The 16,537-nt window shown below is 49.5% G+C and carries 14 protein-coding genes; 4 read left to right on the top strand and 10 right to left on the bottom strand.

Annotated features, from left to right (window positions below; all coding sequences use genetic code 11):
* Positions 1-84 precede the first annotated feature (84 nt).
* Positions 85-1,002, bottom strand: coding sequence for a gliding motility-associated ABC transporter ATP-binding subunit GldA (gene gldA / locus WBJ53_RS27495; RefSeq protein ID WP_338872258.1), 918 nt, complete (start codon positions 1,000-1,002; stop codon positions 85-87).
* Between the two features lie 219 nt (positions 1,003-1,221).
* Here gldA and WBJ53_RS27490 point away from each other — a divergent pair, with 219 nt between their 5' ends.
* Positions 1,222-2,904, top strand: coding sequence for an amino acid permease (locus WBJ53_RS27490; protein WP_338872255.1), 1,683 nt, complete (start codon positions 1,222-1,224; stop codon positions 2,902-2,904).
* A 6-nt stretch (positions 2,905-2,910) separates the two neighbouring features.
* On the opposite strand, the gene WBJ53_RS27485 is transcribed toward WBJ53_RS27490, so the two are convergent.
* Positions 2,911-3,636: a class I SAM-dependent methyltransferase gene (locus WBJ53_RS27485; protein WP_338872253.1), complete on the bottom strand. Its 726-nt coding sequence runs from the start codon at positions 3,634-3,636 to the stop codon at positions 2,911-2,913.
* A 77-nt stretch (positions 3,637-3,713) separates the two neighbouring features.
* Between WBJ53_RS27485 and WBJ53_RS27480 the strand changes: the two genes are divergently transcribed.
* Positions 3,714-4,112 (top strand): phage holin family protein, encoded by a 399-nt coding sequence (locus WBJ53_RS27480; RefSeq protein WP_338872251.1) that lies wholly within the window; start codon positions 3,714-3,716, stop codon positions 4,110-4,112.
* Positions 4,113-4,197: 85 nt separating this feature from the next.
* Here the strand turns inward: WBJ53_RS27480 and WBJ53_RS27475 are convergent, their stop codons facing one another.
* From WBJ53_RS27475 to moeB, 6 genes are all read right to left on the bottom strand, one after another.
* Positions 4,198-4,863 carry a zinc metallopeptidase gene (locus WBJ53_RS27475; RefSeq protein WP_338872249.1) on the bottom strand — a complete coding sequence of 222 codons (666 nt, stop codon included), beginning with the start codon at positions 4,861-4,863 and terminating at the stop codon, positions 4,198-4,200.
* A gap of 252 nt (positions 4,864-5,115) precedes the next feature.
* Positions 5,116-5,499, bottom strand: coding sequence for a DUF2147 domain-containing protein (locus WBJ53_RS27470; protein ID WP_338872247.1), 384 nt, complete (start codon positions 5,497-5,499; stop codon positions 5,116-5,118).
* Positions 5,500-5,790: 291 nt separating this feature from the next.
* Entirely contained in the window at positions 5,791-6,270 is a 480-nt protein-coding gene (gene rfaE2 / locus WBJ53_RS27465) for a D-glycero-beta-D-manno-heptose 1-phosphate adenylyltransferase (RefSeq protein ID WP_338872245.1), read from the bottom strand.
* A 17-nt stretch (positions 6,271-6,287) separates the two neighbouring features.
* A complete protein-coding gene (locus WBJ53_RS27460) occupies positions 6,288-7,340 on the bottom strand; it encodes a lysylphosphatidylglycerol synthase transmembrane domain-containing protein (RefSeq protein WP_338872243.1) in 1,053 nt (350 codons plus the stop codon).
* Positions 7,341-7,449: 109 nt separating this feature from the next.
* On the bottom strand, positions 7,450-7,803 hold the full coding sequence (panD, locus tag WBJ53_RS27455) for an aspartate 1-decarboxylase (protein WP_338872241.1): 354 nt from the start codon (positions 7,801-7,803) through the stop codon (positions 7,450-7,452).
* 166 nt (positions 7,804-7,969) lie between these two features.
* Positions 7,970-9,106 (bottom strand): molybdopterin-synthase adenylyltransferase MoeB, encoded by a 1,137-nt coding sequence (gene moeB, locus WBJ53_RS27450; RefSeq protein ID WP_338872239.1) that lies wholly within the window; start codon positions 9,104-9,106, stop codon positions 7,970-7,972.
* 453 nt (positions 9,107-9,559) lie between these two features.
* Between moeB and WBJ53_RS27445 the strand changes: the two genes are divergently transcribed.
* Both WBJ53_RS27445 and WBJ53_RS27440 read left to right on the top strand, forming a co-directional pair.
* Entirely contained in the window at positions 9,560-11,875 is a 2,316-nt protein-coding gene (locus WBJ53_RS27445; RefSeq protein ID WP_338872237.1) for a TonB-dependent receptor, read from the top strand.
* Between the two features lie 20 nt (positions 11,876-11,895).
* Positions 11,896-13,065 carry a PepSY-associated TM helix domain-containing protein gene (locus WBJ53_RS27440; protein ID WP_338872235.1) on the top strand — a complete coding sequence of 390 codons (1,170 nt, stop codon included), beginning with the start codon at positions 11,896-11,898 and terminating at the stop codon, positions 13,063-13,065.
* Positions 13,066-13,161: 96 nt separating this feature from the next.
* Here WBJ53_RS27440 and WBJ53_RS27435 read toward each other — a convergent pair whose 3' ends face one another.
* Together WBJ53_RS27435 and WBJ53_RS27430 are read right to left on the bottom strand one after the other, a co-directional pair.
* Positions 13,162-14,508, bottom strand: coding sequence for a Gfo/Idh/MocA family oxidoreductase (locus tag WBJ53_RS27435; protein ID WP_338872233.1), 1,347 nt, complete (start codon positions 14,506-14,508; stop codon positions 13,162-13,164).
* Between the two features lie 59 nt (positions 14,509-14,567).
* On the bottom strand, positions 14,568-16,283 hold the full coding sequence (locus tag WBJ53_RS27430) for an arylsulfatase (RefSeq protein WP_338872231.1): 1,716 nt from the start codon (positions 16,281-16,283) through the stop codon (positions 14,568-14,570).
* Positions 16,284-16,537: the final 254 nt, after the last annotated feature.

The following is a 16,537-nucleotide window of genomic DNA, read 5'->3' as shown; positions in this document are numbered from 1 at the left end:
TAGAACAGATACCTGTAGCACGGGAGCAACGCTGCGAATGATGGCCTTTGGTTGGGTTTTATCATTCGCAGCGTTGCTCCCACTTTATTTTGTCAGTTCTTTAAAAATACCTTCCAGCGAGTTTTCCTGCTGACGAAGTCCTACCAGGGTAAGATTCTGGTCGGCGGCCAACCGAAAAATAGCGGCCCGCAAATCGGTAGCAGGGTTTGCCGTGATGCGATACTGACCGTTTCCTAACAAATCGACACGCTCTACACCCGCAATGGAGGCCAGCAGATCGGGATTGGTCAGGTCATGTTCAAACTCGGCAACAACCACAATTCCTGTGCTGGCCGATGCACTTCTTAGCGCACTTAATGAACTATCGGCAACGATCTGCCCCCGATTGATGATTACGACCCGGTCGCAGATGGCTTCTACTTCCTGCATTATGTGCGTTGAAAAGAGCACGGTTTTATTGCGGCCAGCTTCGCGGATAACCTGCCGAATTTCGGCCAACTGGTTTGGATCGAGACCTGTAGTGGGTTCATCGAGGATCAATACGGGTGGGTTGTGAAGCAAGGCCTGAGCAAGACCGACCCGTTGGCGGTATCCTTTCGAGAGTTGCCCAATTTGTTTATGCTGTTCGCGACCAAGGCCAATCAACTCAATCATATCAGCAATTCGGGTGTTGAGCTCACTGCCATGCAGCCCATGTAGCGAACCCGCAAACCGAAGGTATTCTTTTACGTATAGATCGAGATAGAGTGGATTATGTTCGGGCAGATAGCCTACACTGCGTCGTACATCCATCGAATGCGTACGCACATCGAAACCATTTACTTCTACGGTGCCTGCGGTTGGTTGCAAATAGCCCGTAGCAATTTTCATGGTGGTAGATTTGCCCGCCCCGTTGGGGCCCAGGAAACCAACAATTTCGCCCGGTTGTACGGCCAGCGAAATCTGATTGACGGCCCGTTGCTGGTTGTATTCTTTGGTTAGGTTTAGAACCCGTATTGACATAGTTACTGGCGAAGTTGGCAGAAAATCGGAAACTGAATTCCTGATTTTAAATCAAAAGTATAGTGCTAAGCGTATTATTCAATAGCCAGCTCAATGGCCGGGCATACTCTTCTAACGTTGCGAGTAGCTGACAGAATGTGAAAGCAACGTACAAAAAACCGGAAAGAATTTCTATTTTTAGCGTTTAACGCAAATAGACACTGTTTTCCATTCTTATACATGTCCATCTTTCGCAAAAAAACGGTAACTCAAATCCTGCGCGATGCCTCCGAAGGCGAATCCAGTAAACTGGTCAAAACCCTGGGCGTTCGTGATCTGACCTCGTTTGGTATTGCTGCCATCATTGGCGCCGGGATTTTCAGCACCATTGGGCTGGCGAGCTATAACGGTGGACCGGCGGTGTCGTTGCTGTTCGTTTTTACGGCCATTGCCTGCGTATTTACGGCCCTGAGTTATGCCCAGTTTGCCAGTACTGTTCCGGTGAGTGGCAGCGCCTACACATATGCCTATGTCGCTTTCGGCGAAATTTTTGCCTGGATTATCGGATGGGCACTCATTCTTGAATATGCGGTCAGTAATATGGTGGTAGCCATATCGTGGTCCGAATATTTCACGTCCATGCTTAGTGGGTTTGGGATTATTTTTCCGAAATACTTTGCTACTGATTATGGCTCCGCTTCCAGTGCGTTTGAGTTAGTACAACAGACTCAGCAAAGTGGTGGCGATGTAAGTACGCTCCCCGAAAATACGCGCCGATTGGCCGATGCCTACGCCAATGCGCCAATGTTGGGTAGTTTTAAACTGATTGCAAACCTGCCCGCCGGAGCCGTTACGGTGTTGATTACGGCATTGGTGTATATCGGTATTAAAGAATCGCGGACAGCCAGCAATATTCTGGTTGTATTGAAGCTGGCCGTTATTGGATTGGTGATTGCAGTGGGCGCTTTTTATGTAAAGCCCGAAAACTGGTCGCCGTTTGCCCCCAATGGCGTCGCTGGTGTATTGAGTGGCGTAGCATCCGTTTTCTTTGCGTTTATTGGTTTCGACTCAATATCGACCACGGCCGAAGAGTGTAAAAACCCCCAGCGCGACCTGCCGCGTGCAATGCTGTATTGCCTGGCGATTTGTACTGCCTTATATGTGATGATTACGCTGGTGCTGACCGGTATGGTACCCTACAAAGAACTGGGTGTCAGCGATCCGCTGGCTTATGTGTTTCAGAAAGTAAATCTCAATTTTGTGGCAGGGGTTATTTCGGTAAGTGCCGTTATTGCCATCACTAGTGCGCTATTGGTTTATCAGCTTGGCCAGCCGCGCATCTGGATGACGATGAGCCGCGATGGGCTGCTTTGGAAACGATTCGCTACCATTCACCCCAAGTTTAAAACACCTTCCTTTGCTACCATAATTACGGGCATTCTCGTTGCCATTCCATCCATGTTTATGGATCTGGCGTTTTTCGTCGATCTAACCAGCGTTGGAACATTCTTCGCTTTTATTCTGGTTTGCGCTGGTATTCTCTTTCTGGATGCGAAGGGGTTGTCGAGCCAGTCGAAGTTTAAAGTGCCTTACGTGAATGGGAAATACATTATTGGTGTAACGTTGCTGGCTGCCATGGCCTATGCTTCTACGAGCGCCAATCTGCTCCAGACAATGGAAGAAAAACCATTGCTGTTTGTTTTCTGGAGTGTCTGGATTGTGCTGGCTGTTCAGGGCTTTCGCTATAATTTTTCGCTGCTGCCAGTTGTCGGTATTCTTACCAATCTGTATTTGATGACCGAACTGGGAGCCAGTAACTGGACTATATTCCTGATCTGGCTGGCTATTGGTCTCGTTCTCTATTTTTCCTACGGTTTTCGGCAGAGTAAACTGGCGAAACAGGAAAACACTGTTGGCGTATAAGAATCGCTATCTGCCGAAAAACATAATGTGTTGCTGTGGTAGTCGTTGATCGTTTTTGATTAGCCGAAGCCCAACGGCCTTCATTTCTTTGGTGGCCTGAGCCACGCTGAGCTTGTGTAGTTCCTTGATCGGCACGTTGGGGTCTTCGGCCCGGTACTCGACCAATACAACACAACCAGTAGGTTTTAGTGCCGAAATAATGTGCTGCATCATTTCGCGTGGATACGAAAACTCATGATAGGCGTCGATCAGGATGGCCATGTCGACCCTATGGGCTGGTAGCTTTGGGTCGGCTTCGGTACCGAGTATGGGCTGAACATTAGTAACCTTACGTCTGGCTTTACCCTGATTTAAATAGTCGATCATTTCGGGCTGGATGTCAACCGCCAGCACGTTGCCTTTCGAAAGTTCTGGTGCCATCAGGAATGTGAAGAAACCCGTTCCGGCACCAATGTCGGCAACAACATCGGTAGGCTTCAGGTTAAGAGCTTTCAGCAGCAAATCGGTTCGTTCTTCCTGCTCTCGTTCGGGACGGTTAAGCCACGATGCGCCGAGGTGGCCCATAACCTGAGCAATTTCACGTCCCATATACACCTTACCCGTGCCATCGCGCGAAGCCGTTCGGTATCGATAGTAGCTACTGGTGGTTGGTATTTGTGCCGATTGTTGCTGCGACGAACCCGATTTGCAGGCCAGCAGGGCACATAAAAACAGTAGCCAGACACGATACATGAGCAAAACGGTAAGGTTTTTGTTAAACAACCTAAGGGCGAAACAGTTGTTCAGAAAAACCATTCAATCATAAACGTATGAATCTTATACTACATTTATTGGTCGATGCCGCCGTAATCTTCGGGTTGGCGAATCTGATGTCCCAGGTTCATGTAAAGAATTTCGGAACAGCATTGCTCATTGCAGTGCTGCTTGGGCTTCTTAACTTTTTTGTGGGATGGGTTATCCGGTTTCCGCTGAATCTGATTACTTTTTTTCTTCTGACCGGCATCATCCGAATTGTGGTAACAGCGATTTTGCTAAAATTAATTGATAGCTTTTTAGATAGTTTTACTATTGTGGGGTTTTGGCCTGCGCTGGTTATTGCGCTGGCTGTGGCGGTAGCTGGTTTACTAATCGATCAGTCGACACCTACCCGCGCTATGGTCGAATCGGGATACGAAGCCTTATTGACAGTGGTAAGCCTGAATGGCTAACACCTATAGATCTATAGAAGCGGGATGGGCGATTGGAAAACTACTTCCAATCGCCCATCCCGCTTCTATCCGTAGAAAGGTCAGCTTAGTCGCTGCGTCGGCCACCCATCAGGATGCTGGCATAATAGAGCAGTGTGGCTAATGAACCCAGTGCCGCCACTACGTAGGTCATGGCCGCCCACCACAGCGCATCTTTTGCAAAACCATATTCGCGCTGGTTAACAACGCCCCGGTTCTGAATCCAGGCCAATGCCCGACGGCTGGCATCAAATTCAACCGGTAAGGTCACAAAGCTGAAAATGGTGGTGAGCGCAAACATGGCTACACCAATCGTTAAGGGTATGGGGGTAGTTCGGAGCATGAAAATACCCAGCAGGATAACCCACTGTAAATACCGCGACGATACCGACAGAACCGGCACCAGTGCCGAACGCAATTGCAGAGGGGCATAGGCTACTTTGTGTTGCACAGCGTGGCCACACTCGTGGGCCGCCACAGCCGCAGCCGCTACACTACGGCCGTAATAAACATCGTTGCTCAGGTTAACGGTTTTTTCCTGTGGATTATAATTATCGGTTAGCATACCTTCGGTCGAAATGACGCGTACGTCATAAATGCCGTTTTCCTGCAACATTTGCTGCGCAATTTCGGCACCACTCAGACCGTTACTAAGCCCAATTTGTGAATACTCGCTAAACTTACTCCGCAGTCGCCAGCTAACAAAAGCGCTGACACCGAAGATAAGAATCATTAATAACCAGGGGGAAATCATTTTTTGGTCAGGTTTATATGTCAATGAACGGGCAACTTACCAGCCCATTTTCTATAAAACAATAGTTTCGCCGAAATGTCTCCCTAATCATAACCATTTATCAGGTCCAGGAGCCGTTGGCGGACCTTTAAGGGCGTATAACGCGAAAACGGCCACCAGATTTGCCTGGCGACCGTTGAAAAGAGGGCAGAAATAGCAGAATAAGGTTCTGTAAAATAGATCTTAACCCAATTACTGGGGTTTGCGGGTCAGCACAAATTCTTTACCGATCCATCGAAATCCTTTATAAACTTTGGCCGAAAGCGTTTGCGAATCGACCATTTTTATTTCAATATCGAAATGATTACCCGTTCGGGGATGAATCAGCGTTCCGCCCGACCAGCCAGTGCCATCGAAAATAAGGTCGCTCATCAATAACTGATTTTTTTGAATGCCAAATTGCTGTTTACCCGTAGAGCTAACATCGGCAATGCGGCCATAATAGCGGTTGCCCGAACGATATAATTCGACACTGGAGCCCCTGGCCGGAAATAACCAATAGCCCAGAATCTGATCGCCGGTCAGGTCTACCGATGATTTGCCCGATACGGGGAGGCAAAATAAAAAAAGACTCAAGAGCCCTAAACGGATTTGGTTACGCAGAAAAACCATTTGTACTGATTCGTTTACAAGGTTATACAAGCAAAAGCATTAACGGATTAAGCTGGTATTTACGGTGAATGTCAGGTTCTGATCAATAAAACTAAAAAATATATCGATCAATTTCTATTGATCTTATAGATTAAAAAATGTCATACATAAAAAAAACTGGCTTTGGGGCCAGTTTGTTATTTATTGTCAATCGATTGTCGTTTCGCAACCGATCGAACCGTAAGTGATTTTCTATTTATTGGTGCGAGAAAATACTCAAAAGGCTTGTCTGATTCGCTCGATGAGTTTGGTTGTCGAATAGCCTGGTACCAGGGCAATTGTGTCTACTCGTCCTCCCCGTTCTAACACAAAGTCAGCCCCTACGATGTTTGCCACCGAATAGTCGTTGCCTTTCACCAGAATGTCGGGTTTAATGGCTTCGATAAGTTCTAGCGGAGTGGGTTCGCCAAACAACGTTACCGCATCCACAAATGCCAGGGCAGCCATTAAACGAGCCCGTGCATACTCATTCACAACGGGGCGAAGCGGCCCCTTTATGCAACTGACAGATGCGTCGGTGTTGAGCCCCAGAATCAGACGGTCGCCCAGATTTCTGGCCTTTTCGAGGTAGTCGATGTGGCCAAGATGAACTATATCGAAGCAACCATTGGTAAAAACAATCTGGTTGCCTTCGGCTCGCCACTGATCGGCTTGACGGATGGCTTGCTCACGGGTAAGAATTTTCGATTCGGTCATGAAAAATAGAGACTGACTTACGGCTCCAGTTTAATAGCTCGCGGATCGTCGAGCACATCGGGGATAGTGGTGGTTTTGTTGCGTCGTAGCAGAACGATCAACAGGCTAATTATGCCCAGAATAATAACCATAAGGGTAGAAACGCCGTGGATAAATGTTGCCAGCACCTGCCCATCCTGACTGGTCAGGCCATACAACAGCGCAACCTGGCCAACCAGCAGATGAAATGACCCAATACCGCCCGGAGTAGGAGCAGCCATGCCGAGTGAGCCAACGACCAGAATCGTCAGTCCGGCCAGCGGTCCAAGATCGGCCGTGGCAGGCATTGCAAAAAAGAGGGTATACGACATCAGATAGTACATTGTCCAGATCAGTACTGTATGGGCCAGAAAAACACCCGGACGGCGAAGTTTACGAACACTCAGCAGTCCTTCCATCAGTCCGCCCAGAAAGCCTCTCACTTTCTGGTAAATGGGGTGTTGCCCTAGTGCTTCGCGGTAACGATTAAACAGGAACCAGGCCAGCATTCCTAAACCCAGCACAACGGCTATTGCCAGTATCAGGATGCTGGAACCGCTGGAACCTTTGGGGAGTTTGCCGCCCAGAAAATCCATAAAAAACTGGCTTAGCCGATTAAATTCCAGCACGAATGTCGCTCCCAATAAAATCAGCAACATAATTACGTCGAATAACCGTTCGGCCACAACCGTTCCAAAGCTAACATTGACCGGCACGCCCGACAAGCGGTAAAGCGTGCCGCAACGGGCAACCTCGCCCGCACGGGGCAGTGCCATATTGGCCAGATAGCCCGTCAATACACTAACCGTAGCATCCAGCGATGTGGGGCGTTGTGGGACAACCGGTTCCAGCAGTGTTCGCCAGCGTTCGGCGCGGCTCCAGTGCGCTACCAGCGTCAAAACGGCCGAGAGCAGTATCCACCGAAAGTCGGCGGTACTTATTTTGTGCCATAAATCAGCCGCGTCGAGATGGCTCTGCTGAAATGTGAACCAGAGCAAGCCTCCGGCAATGGCTAATGAAATGACGTATTTGAGAACGTTTTTGAAATTCATAGCGCAAAAGTAAGGAGGAAAGCGAAGAAGGATGAAAGTGGGGAGGCAATCCAGCCGGATTTCCTTCGCCTTTCATCCTTCCTGTTATCAAACGGTCTTCTGAATTTGGTTACCCTTTTACGAGCCGATTGTTATTGTCTGGAAAAACCACGGTTGGTTTATAGACTTTCGCTTCGTCGGGTGTCATCATGGCATAGGCAATAATAATGATGATGTCGCCGACCTGTGCTTTGCGGGCGGCTGCCCCATTAAGACAAATTGTGCCCGAGCCACGTTCACCTTTGATTACATAGGTAATGAGTCGTTCGCCGTTATTGTTATTCACAATATGAACCTGCTCATTCTCGAACAAACCAGCAGCATCCATCAGGTCTTCATCAATTGTGATACTGCCCACATAATTTAACTCCGCCTGCGTGACTTTGACGCGATGGAGTTTCGATTTCAATACGTTGACAAACATGATTGAGTTGGTAATTGCCGTTAACCGGTTGTAAAAGGCCAGAATTAATGGCACTCGCAGAACAGCCGAAAATAGGTGTTGGTTCCGGGCTGGATGAGGGAACAGAATAGAACAAAAAAGGCCATAACATCGGTTATCGCCTTTTTTGCTGCTAACGATATGGAAATCAGTAGATCGCCATTTCGGGTTCAATATCCCGCGCCCAGGCATTGATACCACCATCGAGGTTATACAGATTGGTAAGCCCTCCCTGAGCATATAAATAATTGACCACGTTGGCCGAGCGAATGCCATGATGGCAATAAACAACCACAGGCCGATCGGTTGGAATCCGTTTCCGGTTGTTTGGAATCATACTTACCGGAATCAGAACGGCTCCTTCGAGGTGGCAAAGTTCATATTCAGGGCGTTCGCGAACATCGAGCAGAAATATATCTTCGCCCAATGCGAGCCGATCGGCCAGCTCCTGAACCGACATTTTCTGCGGACCCGATTCGGCCGGTGTGGGCCGGTAGCCTGAGGCTAATCCCTCACGGGCCAGTTCGTCGGCATCGGCCCGACGTTTTGTTTTTATGCGTTGCTGTGTCATCGCCAACAGGTCGATCATCAGCAGATGTTCATCCAGCGACTGACCAATACCGGTGATGAGCTTGATAACTTCGTTGGCCTGATAGGTCCCGATCACACCCGGCAGAACACCCAAAACACCCGTGACGCTACAGTTCGGAATTTCGATCTCATTCGGATATTCAGGAAACAGACAGCGGTAGGTCGGGCCGCGCTGTCCAGTACCCAGATCGGCATTCAACACGGCTACCTGCCCCTCAAAGCGATGAATGGCCCCATAGACAAACGGCTTCCCGAGTGTAACACAAACGTCGTTAACCAGGTAGCGTACTTTAAAATTATCCGTGCAATCGACAACAATGTCATACGATTCGATAATGCCTCGGGCATTACTGATATCGAGCGCCATTGTATAGGTATCGAAGGAGATTTCGGGATTCAGCCGGTTCAGATGACTTACTGCAACTTTTGCTTTAGGTTTCCCCACTTCGTCGGTTGTGTAGAGAACCTGCCGTTGCAGGTTGCTCAGGTCGACCACATCGGGATCGATAACACCAATCGTACCAATACCGGCTGCCGTAAGGTACTGCAAAACAGGACACCCCAGTCCCCCTGCACCAACCACTAGTACGCGGGCATTTTTTAGCTTTAACTGACCTGCCGTACCAAGTTCGGGTAAGTTCAGGTGCTTTTGATAACGTTGTTGTTCAGCGGGTACTAACGTTGTTGCTTCCATGGGTATTAGGTGTGTTGAGCAGCTCTGAAGCTATTGCTTTATTCCAACAGATTTTTAGTCGCTAAAATTGCGCCAATGGAGAAAAAGCTTCATTATTTTTTGAGCTGTTGAACTGAATTTAGCTGACTACTTTGGTTGTTGCCACGCTTCGGCCACTAAAAAAAGTATATTTTCTTGTCTATGGATGTGTAATTCTTCGGTTGGTGGGCCAGTTTACGGGAGGAGGTAATTGGTTTTTTACTGCTCCGGCAGGCCGGTCTACTTTTCGCTGGCCATGTTAAAAAGCCCAGAATAATGAAATTATATAAAGTACTTATTTGACTTTACGTATATTCCTACTGTCAGTATAGGATTTGCTATTAGGTTTGCAATTAAGAATTAGTCTAAATAAATATGTATTGCAAGCTATATAGATCATTCACCAGTAGAACCCTATTCGGTTTGTTGCTGGCTATGGTAAGCCTTCCCCTTTTTGCCCAAACCACTACAATTACGGGCCGGGTTGTGTCGCCTTCCTCTCAGCCACTAAGTCAGGTTACTATTCGGCTGGCCGCATCACATATTGGAACCACCACCAACGATCAGGGCGAATTTACGCTCAGTAACGTACCTGCTGGAACCCATACGCTGGTTATGAGCCGGATTGGGCATGTAAGAAACCGCCAGACCGTAACGGTAGTAGCTAACGAAACCACTCGTCTGGCCGATGTAGTGCTTAGCGAAACCACCGAAACATTGCAGGAAGTGACGGTTGAGGGTAAAAACTCGTATAAAAGCGATGTGCCTTCGCCTAGCCTGCGCGTAAAAACGCCACTAATCGAACTCCCTCAGAACGTGCAGGTGGTGAACCGCCAGTTGATTGCCGATCAGCAGATTTTCGATATGCTCGAAGGCGTTTCGCGCAATGTGAGTGGGGTTACGCGGCAGGAGCACTGGGATAACTACTCCCGACTGAATATGCGCGGCTCGCGGGTTTCGCCATTTCGAAACGGTATGAACGTGACCTCTACCTGGGGGCCGCTCACCGAAGATATGTCGATGGTTGAGCGGATCGAGTTTGTGAAAGGCCCGGCCGGTTTTATGATGGCAAACGGTGAGCCTAGTGGGTTCTATAATGTCGTGACCAAGAAACCGACCGGCGTTACCAAAGGCGAAGTGAACATGACGACCGGTAGCTTCGATACCTATCGGGCTACGGTCGATCTGGATGGTAAACTTAGTCAGGACGGTAGTTTACTGTACCGGCTGAATGTAATGGGGCAGGCCAAAGGCTCGTTCCGCGATTTTGAATACAACAACCGCTACACCATTGCACCAGTGCTGAAGTATAAACTCAGCGAACAAACGACCATCACGGCCGAATATACATACCAGTATTCGCAAATGTCGCCAATGGGCTCGGCCTATGTGTTTGCAGCAACGGGGCAGGCCGTATTTCCCCGGAATATCTCGCTCACCTCGGCCAATCTCGACCCGACAAACATTCACGATCATAGCTCGTTCCTGATTCTGGAGCATCAGCTAAGTCAGAACTGGAAACTGACAGGCCAACTGGCGTATTTCAATTCGACACAGATTGGTAGTTCGCTCTGGGCCGATTCGGCAAAAGCCAACGGCGACATTTATCGGACGGTTGGTATCTGGGATGCGGCCAATGAAGGGAAATTTGCGCAGTTTTTCGTGAATGGCGACGTAACCACGGGGCCAGTTGTGCATCGTATTCTGGCGGGGCTGGATCTGGGTAATAAAAAGTATGTTGCCGACTGGAGCCAGTCGTTTCCGCTCTACGACAGTTCGTTTGTCTTCAACGCAAACAACCCAAACTATTATCTGCCTACGCAACTATTGCCTCACTTCGATCGTTCGCAGAGCCTGCGTAACCGGGCGGGGGCTAACGTGCTGAGTCAATCGTATAGTGGTATTTATGTGCAGGACGAACTGCGGTTTTTGCAGGATAAGATTCGGCTGACACTGGCCGGACGTATTACATCGACCCGCGACAGTCAGTACGGTTCCGGTACCGATGAAACCAGGTTTACGCCCCGTGTGGGAGTAAGTGTGTCGCTGGACAAACAAACGTCGGTTTATGCACTCTACGATCAGGCGTTTTTGCCACAGGCTGGCCTCGACCGGCTAGGCAATGCCTTTAAACCCATCACTGGCAACAATACTGAAATTGGCCTGAAGAAAGACTGGGCAAACGGCCGCTGGAATTCAACGATTTCGGCCTACCGAATCACGAAAAATAACGTACTGACCACCGATCCTACCAACCCGAACTATTCGATTCAGTTAGGGCAGACCCAAACCAGTGGCGTAGAGTTCGATCTGCGGGGTGAGTTGCTTCCCGGCCTGAATCTGATTGCCAATTATGCCTACACCGATTCGAAGATTAGGAAAGATACCAAATCGGAAAATGTTGGGCTACCGGTTCCCGGCTATAGCCGTCACGTGACCAATGCCTGGCTGTCGTATCGGGTACGCCGGGGGGCGGTGCAGGGGCTTGGTGTGTCACTGGGCTATCAGTGGCAGCTTGATCGCTACGGATGGTTCTCGGATGCTGTTGATAAAAATCCGACGTTGCCCGATGCTTTCCAGGCCGACGTTGCTATTTCGTGGCAGAACAATCGCTTCAGCATTGCGCTGAATGTCAACAATATTTTCGACGCTTATATCTATTCGGGGGCTTATTATTCGTGGAGTCAGGCGTATTACTGGCAAGCGCAGGCTCCGCGCAATTTCCGTCTGAGTATGGGCTTTAAATTCTAGTTGCGCTGAAGGAACCAACGATGACTACAAAAAAACTGGTTGGAAAACTTCACCTCTGGCTCGGACTCGCATCCGGGCTAGTGGTGTTTGTTATTAGCCTTACGGGTTGTATTCTAGCCTTTGAGCAGGAAATCAAAAATGCTACGCAACCGTATCGATATAGCAAGCCACCAGTGAGTGGGCGGTTGCTGTTGCCGTCGGAACTGAAAGCGAAAGCCGAAGCCGCATTGCCCGGTAAACCAGCCAATGGGGTGCTTTATGAAGAGCCGGGGCGGAGCGCCAGCGTAGGATTCTACAAAGCTGATCCTGAGTATTATTATGTCGTTTACCTTGATCCGTATACCGGCAAAGTGTTAAAAGTATGGAACGAAGACGATGATTTCTTCCATTTCATTCTGCACGGACATTATTATTTATGGCTTCCCGAAAAAATTGGCCAACCTGTTGTTGCATCGGCAACGCTCATTTTTCTGACGCTGCTCATCAGCGGGCTAGTGTTGTGGTGGCCTAAGAACAAACGTGCCGCCAAACAGCGGTTCAGCATCAAATGGAATGCGGCCTGGCGCCGACAAAACTACGACCTGCATACTGTGCTGGGTTTTTATATGCTGGCCATTGGGCTGATTTTTGCCATAACGGGGCTAGTATGGGGTTTTCAGTGGTTTTCGACGGCTGTGTATCGGGCTACGGGCGGCACCGGCTCGGTCATATACAGTATTCCACCTTCCGATACGACCGTTATGCCAAGGGTATTGTCGGCCATGACTTCTGTTGACCGGGTGTGGTTGAAGCTACGGCAGGAAAATCCGACCCAAAAGGGCATTAATCTGTCGTTTCCGCAAACGCCCGGCGAGTCGATCTATTCCTACGTTAATTATCGACCGGGGACGTATTATAAGGTCGATTATCATTACTACGATCAGCACACACTCAAAGAGCTATCAGTCGATAGCCCCTATACTGGCAAGTATGCCGAAATAAACCTGGCCCGGAAACTGCGCCGGATGAACTACGATATTCACGTTGGTGCTATTTGGGGGCTACCCGGCAAAATTCTGGCTTTTTGTGCCAGCCTGGTCTGTGCCAGTTTGCCCATAACGGGTTTCCTGATCTGGTGGGGGCGTCGCAAAAAGGCAAAACCTGCCCAAAAACGTACTACTATGCAGACGGCTGTGAAGCAGTATTTGTAGTTAAATGGCTATTTTTTTTCGACAGGATTTACGGGATGAACAAGCTTTGTAGCAGATAAAAAAACGTGTTCATCCTGTAAATCCTGTCGAAAAAAATTAAACGACGGGCAATTTCCAGCCGTTGTGGTAATGCGCCGACAATAAAGCGTTTGCCTGTGGGTCGTTTTTGAACCCTTTGGCCGCTGTATCCCAGTACAATTTGCGGCCCATTTTATAGGCGATGTTGCCCATGTGCGCGTTGATGGCAGCAATACTCCCGGTTTCGATGCCGCATTTGAGTATGGCCGGATTATTGGTTTTGATGGCCTGCACAAAGTTTTTGGTATGTTCGTTCAGGTAGTCGCCCGTGCGGGGCTGATCGGGGATGTCTTCAACCTTGTAGAGTTTGACACCGTCTTTCGTTTGCGTTTCGGGAAGTAGCGACCATCCGTCGCGGTTCAGGACGAGGGTAGCGTTGTTGCCGATAAACGCAATGCCTTCGGTGCGCCCGTAGTTGCCGCCGTCGATGCCCGTGGCATGCTCCCAGAGCATATTGAAGCCGTCGTATTCATACACCGTCTGCAAGGTGTCGGGCGTTTCTGACGCATCGTCGGGATAGGCCAGCTTCCCGCCCGATGCCATTACCGATTTTGGTGCTTTGGCATTCATCGCATACAGGGCAATGTCGATTTCATGAACACCCCAGTCGGTCATCAATCCACCAGCATAGTCCCAGAACCACCGAAAATTGAAATGGAATCGGTTGGGGTTGAACGGGCGTTTGGGGGCTGGACCCAGCCACATATCATAATCGACGCCGGCCGGTGGCGCACTGTCGGGCCGGACCGGCACGGGGTTCATCCAGCCCTGATAGGCCCAGACTTTTACCAGACGAATATTGCCCAGTTTGCCCGACCGGATGTAGTCGATGGCTTTTTCGTAATGGGCTCCGCTCCGTTGCCATTGGCCTACCTGCACAATTTTGTTGTACTTACGGGCGGCTGCCAGCATCAGATTACATTCTTCGATGCTGTTGGCCAGCGGTTTTTCGACATATACATGCTTCCCGGCCGATACGGCGTCGATCATGGCCATGCAATGCCAGTGATCGGGTGTGCCGATGATGACGGCATCAATATCTTTATTCTCCAGCAGTTTTCGATAGTCTTTAAAAAGCTGCGGGCGGTTTTGCTGCATCTTCTGCACATCGGCAGCTCGTTTGTCGAGCACGCTCTGATCGACATCGGCGATGGCTACACATTCGACATCGCTCATGAGCAGGTGCGAGCGCAGATCCGACCAGCCCATGCCATTGGCGCCAATCAGACCTAGTTGAAGCCGATCGTTTGGTGACGTTTTCTTTCGCTGTTGAGCGATTGCTTCCACAGATGGAAGCCCAACTAGGCCGGTGCCGGTGGCTGCCAGGGCTGAGTTGCGTAAAAAGTGCCTGCGTGTCGTTTTCATCGTTATCGGGGTTTATACGAATAAAAGCACCGCAGGCTTGTTCCCTAACTACAAGGCGGTTAGCCTTTTTTGCCAGGCTTCGGAAATACCTGATGTGCATTGGCCCACTGCTGCCATAGCCGTTCTAATTCCTGAACCTTGTTGGGGTATTGGGCTGCCAGGTCATGGGTTTCGGTTTTGTCGGTAGCAAGGTTGAACAAATGCCAGCTACTATCGCGGCTGGATGAAACGAGTTTCCAGTTGCCCGATCGCGCATACCGGGCTCCAAAGTGTTCGTTAAACAGCGATTTGTGGCCTTCTGAGGGAGTACCCAGAAAAGAGGGTACCAGACTGACGCCGGTTGTTGGTGTAATGGTATGCCCCCTAAAGGTTTTCGGATATGCCGCGCCCGATATCTCTACAAGCGTGCTCATGAAATCCATCACATGGCCCACCTGCGTACTGAATCCCCCTTTTTTCGCCTTGATGCCCTTGGGCCAGAAAGCAACCAACGGCGTATGAATACCGCCTTCATACGATTCAGCTTTCCAGTACTGATAGGGTGTGTTAGCTACGTTTGCCCAACGCTGACCAATGGACGCATAAGTCGTTTGCGGGCCCGGCATTATCTGCTTTTTCAGATCATAAACAATTGGGCGGCCGTCGCGGGTTTGGCTTGGCCGGTCGAAGCCGGGACCATAGGCGGCACAGTTTTCGGGGCTGGCTCCATTGTCGGACAGGAACAGAATCAGCGTGTTGTCGAGTTGACCCATTTGGCGCAGTGTTGCAATGATTCGGCCAATACCCTGGTCCATCCGGTCGATCATGGCTGCATGAACGGCCATGGCCTGGGCATCCCATGCTTTATCGGGATTAGCTTCCCAACTCAACTCATTTTGCCAACGGTCCGATAGGTTGGTTGTGGCTGGGTCAATCAGTCCCAGGCTAATCATTTTCTGATAGCGGGCTTTCCGGATCGCATCCCAACCTGTTTTGTAGGTGTTCTGGTAGTTGGCAATGTCTTGGGGCAAGGCCATCAGTGGCCAGTGCGGGGCCGTATGCGCCACATACACAAAAAACGGAGCGGTTGACTTGGCGAACGATTTGATATAGGCTACGGCCGTATCGTTGATGGCGTCGGTATGGTAATAGTTTTTCGGGACAGATTTGATGGGTTTAGTACCGCTTACGAGACTAAACGGATCAAAAAAATCGACCACGCCCCAGATATTGCCAAAATACCGGTCGAAACCACGACTCGTTGGGTATTGGCCGATGGGCGCAAAATCGCCAAAATCGTTCTGGTGGTTTAGCCAGGCCAGTTGATCCTGCGGGTTCTGCTGAACATTCGTGTTCGATACGTGCCATTTGCCCGACATGGCAGTCTGGTATCCTACCGATTTCAGGACTTCGGCCAGTGTAACGGTATTGTCGGTCAGGTGCCCCTGGTAGCCGGGTTCATCTTCGGCGTCGGTCATTTTGCCGATACCAGCCTGATGGTTATACAAGCCAGTGAGTAAGGCTGCTCGGGTTGGGCAGCAGCGCGAGGTGTTGTAAAACTGCGTATAGCGAATACCGTTCTTTGCCAGATAATCGATGTTGGGCGTATGAATTTCACCACCGTAGCAGCCCAGATCAGAAAACCCCATGTCGTCGGCCATGATGATAATGATGTTAGGCCGCTGTGGCTGATTGAGCGATAAAGACGTTGGCCGTTGCTTGTCGAATCCGCTAAATGTCAGAACAGCGATAAAAGCTACTAACAGAATCGATACCAGGAATACCCCTTTTTTCATAAATATCTGGCAAGATTGATTGTATCAACGAAGGTAAGTGACTATTGGCAAAAGGTATTGTCGGCATTGAGAATACTTGGAGGTCTGTTAGCAATTCGGGCCGCCCTCCTGCTCAATCCACATTCCTCCCAACTCAATTGCTATTTCTAACGGTTCGTCGCAGTTGTGCCTGATTTCGGAGCAAGGGCGCAATAAGTTAGCCTGCTTTTAGTCCCCGAAAGAGCAATTTGATTCACTAAACTATCCGTTCGGGG

Source organism: Spirosoma sp. SC4-14 (assembly GCF_037201965.1).
Lineage (GTDB): Bacteria > Bacteroidota > Bacteroidia > Cytophagales > Spirosomataceae > Spirosoma.
The sequence above is the reverse complement of the archived record's forward strand: the minus strand, read 5'-3'. Positions and strand labels throughout refer to the sequence as shown.

What these genes read in the sequence shown, in the direction of transcription:
- gldA (WP_338872258.1), bottom strand. Translation starts at nt 1,002, where the DNA reads ATGTCAATACGGGTTCTAAACCTAACCAAAGAATACAACCAGCAACGG.
- panD (WP_338872241.1), bottom strand. Translation starts at nt 7,803, where the DNA reads ATGTTTGTCAACGTATTGAAATCGAAACTCCATCGCGTCAAAGTCACG.
- moeB (WP_338872239.1), bottom strand. Translation starts at nt 9,106, where the DNA reads ATGGAAGCAACAACGTTAGTACCCGCTGAACAACAACGTTATCAAAAG.
- WBJ53_RS27460 (WP_338872243.1), bottom strand. Translation starts at nt 7,340, where the DNA reads ATGAATTTCAAAAACGTTCTCAAATACGTCATTTCATTAGCCATTGCC.
- WBJ53_RS27485 (WP_338872253.1), bottom strand. Translation starts at nt 3,636, where the DNA reads ATGTATCGTGTCTGGCTACTGTTTTTATGTGCCCTGCTGGCCTGCAAA.
- WBJ53_RS27490 (WP_338872255.1), top strand. Translation starts at nt 1,222, where the DNA reads ATGTCCATCTTTCGCAAAAAAACGGTAACTCAAATCCTGCGCGATGCC.
- WBJ53_RS27475 (WP_338872249.1), bottom strand. Translation starts at nt 4,863, where the DNA reads ATGATTCTTATCTTCGGTGTCAGCGCTTTTGTTAGCTGGCGACTGCGG.
- WBJ53_RS27440 (WP_338872235.1), top strand. Translation starts at nt 11,896, where the DNA reads ATGACTACAAAAAAACTGGTTGGAAAACTTCACCTCTGGCTCGGACTC.
- WBJ53_RS27445 (WP_338872237.1), top strand. Translation starts at nt 9,560, where the DNA reads ATGGTAAGCCTTCCCCTTTTTGCCCAAACCACTACAATTACGGGCCGG.
- WBJ53_RS27435 (WP_338872233.1), bottom strand. Translation starts at nt 14,508, where the DNA reads ATGAAAACGACACGCAGGCACTTTTTACGCAACTCAGCCCTGGCAGCC.
- WBJ53_RS27480 (WP_338872251.1), top strand. Translation starts at nt 3,714, where the DNA reads ATGAATCTTATACTACATTTATTGGTCGATGCCGCCGTAATCTTCGGG.
- WBJ53_RS27430 (WP_338872231.1), bottom strand. Translation starts at nt 16,283, where the DNA reads ATGAAAAAAGGGGTATTCCTGGTATCGATTCTGTTAGTAGCTTTTATC.
- rfaE2 (WP_338872245.1), bottom strand. Translation starts at nt 6,270, where the DNA reads ATGACCGAATCGAAAATTCTTACCCGTGAGCAAGCCATCCGTCAAGCC.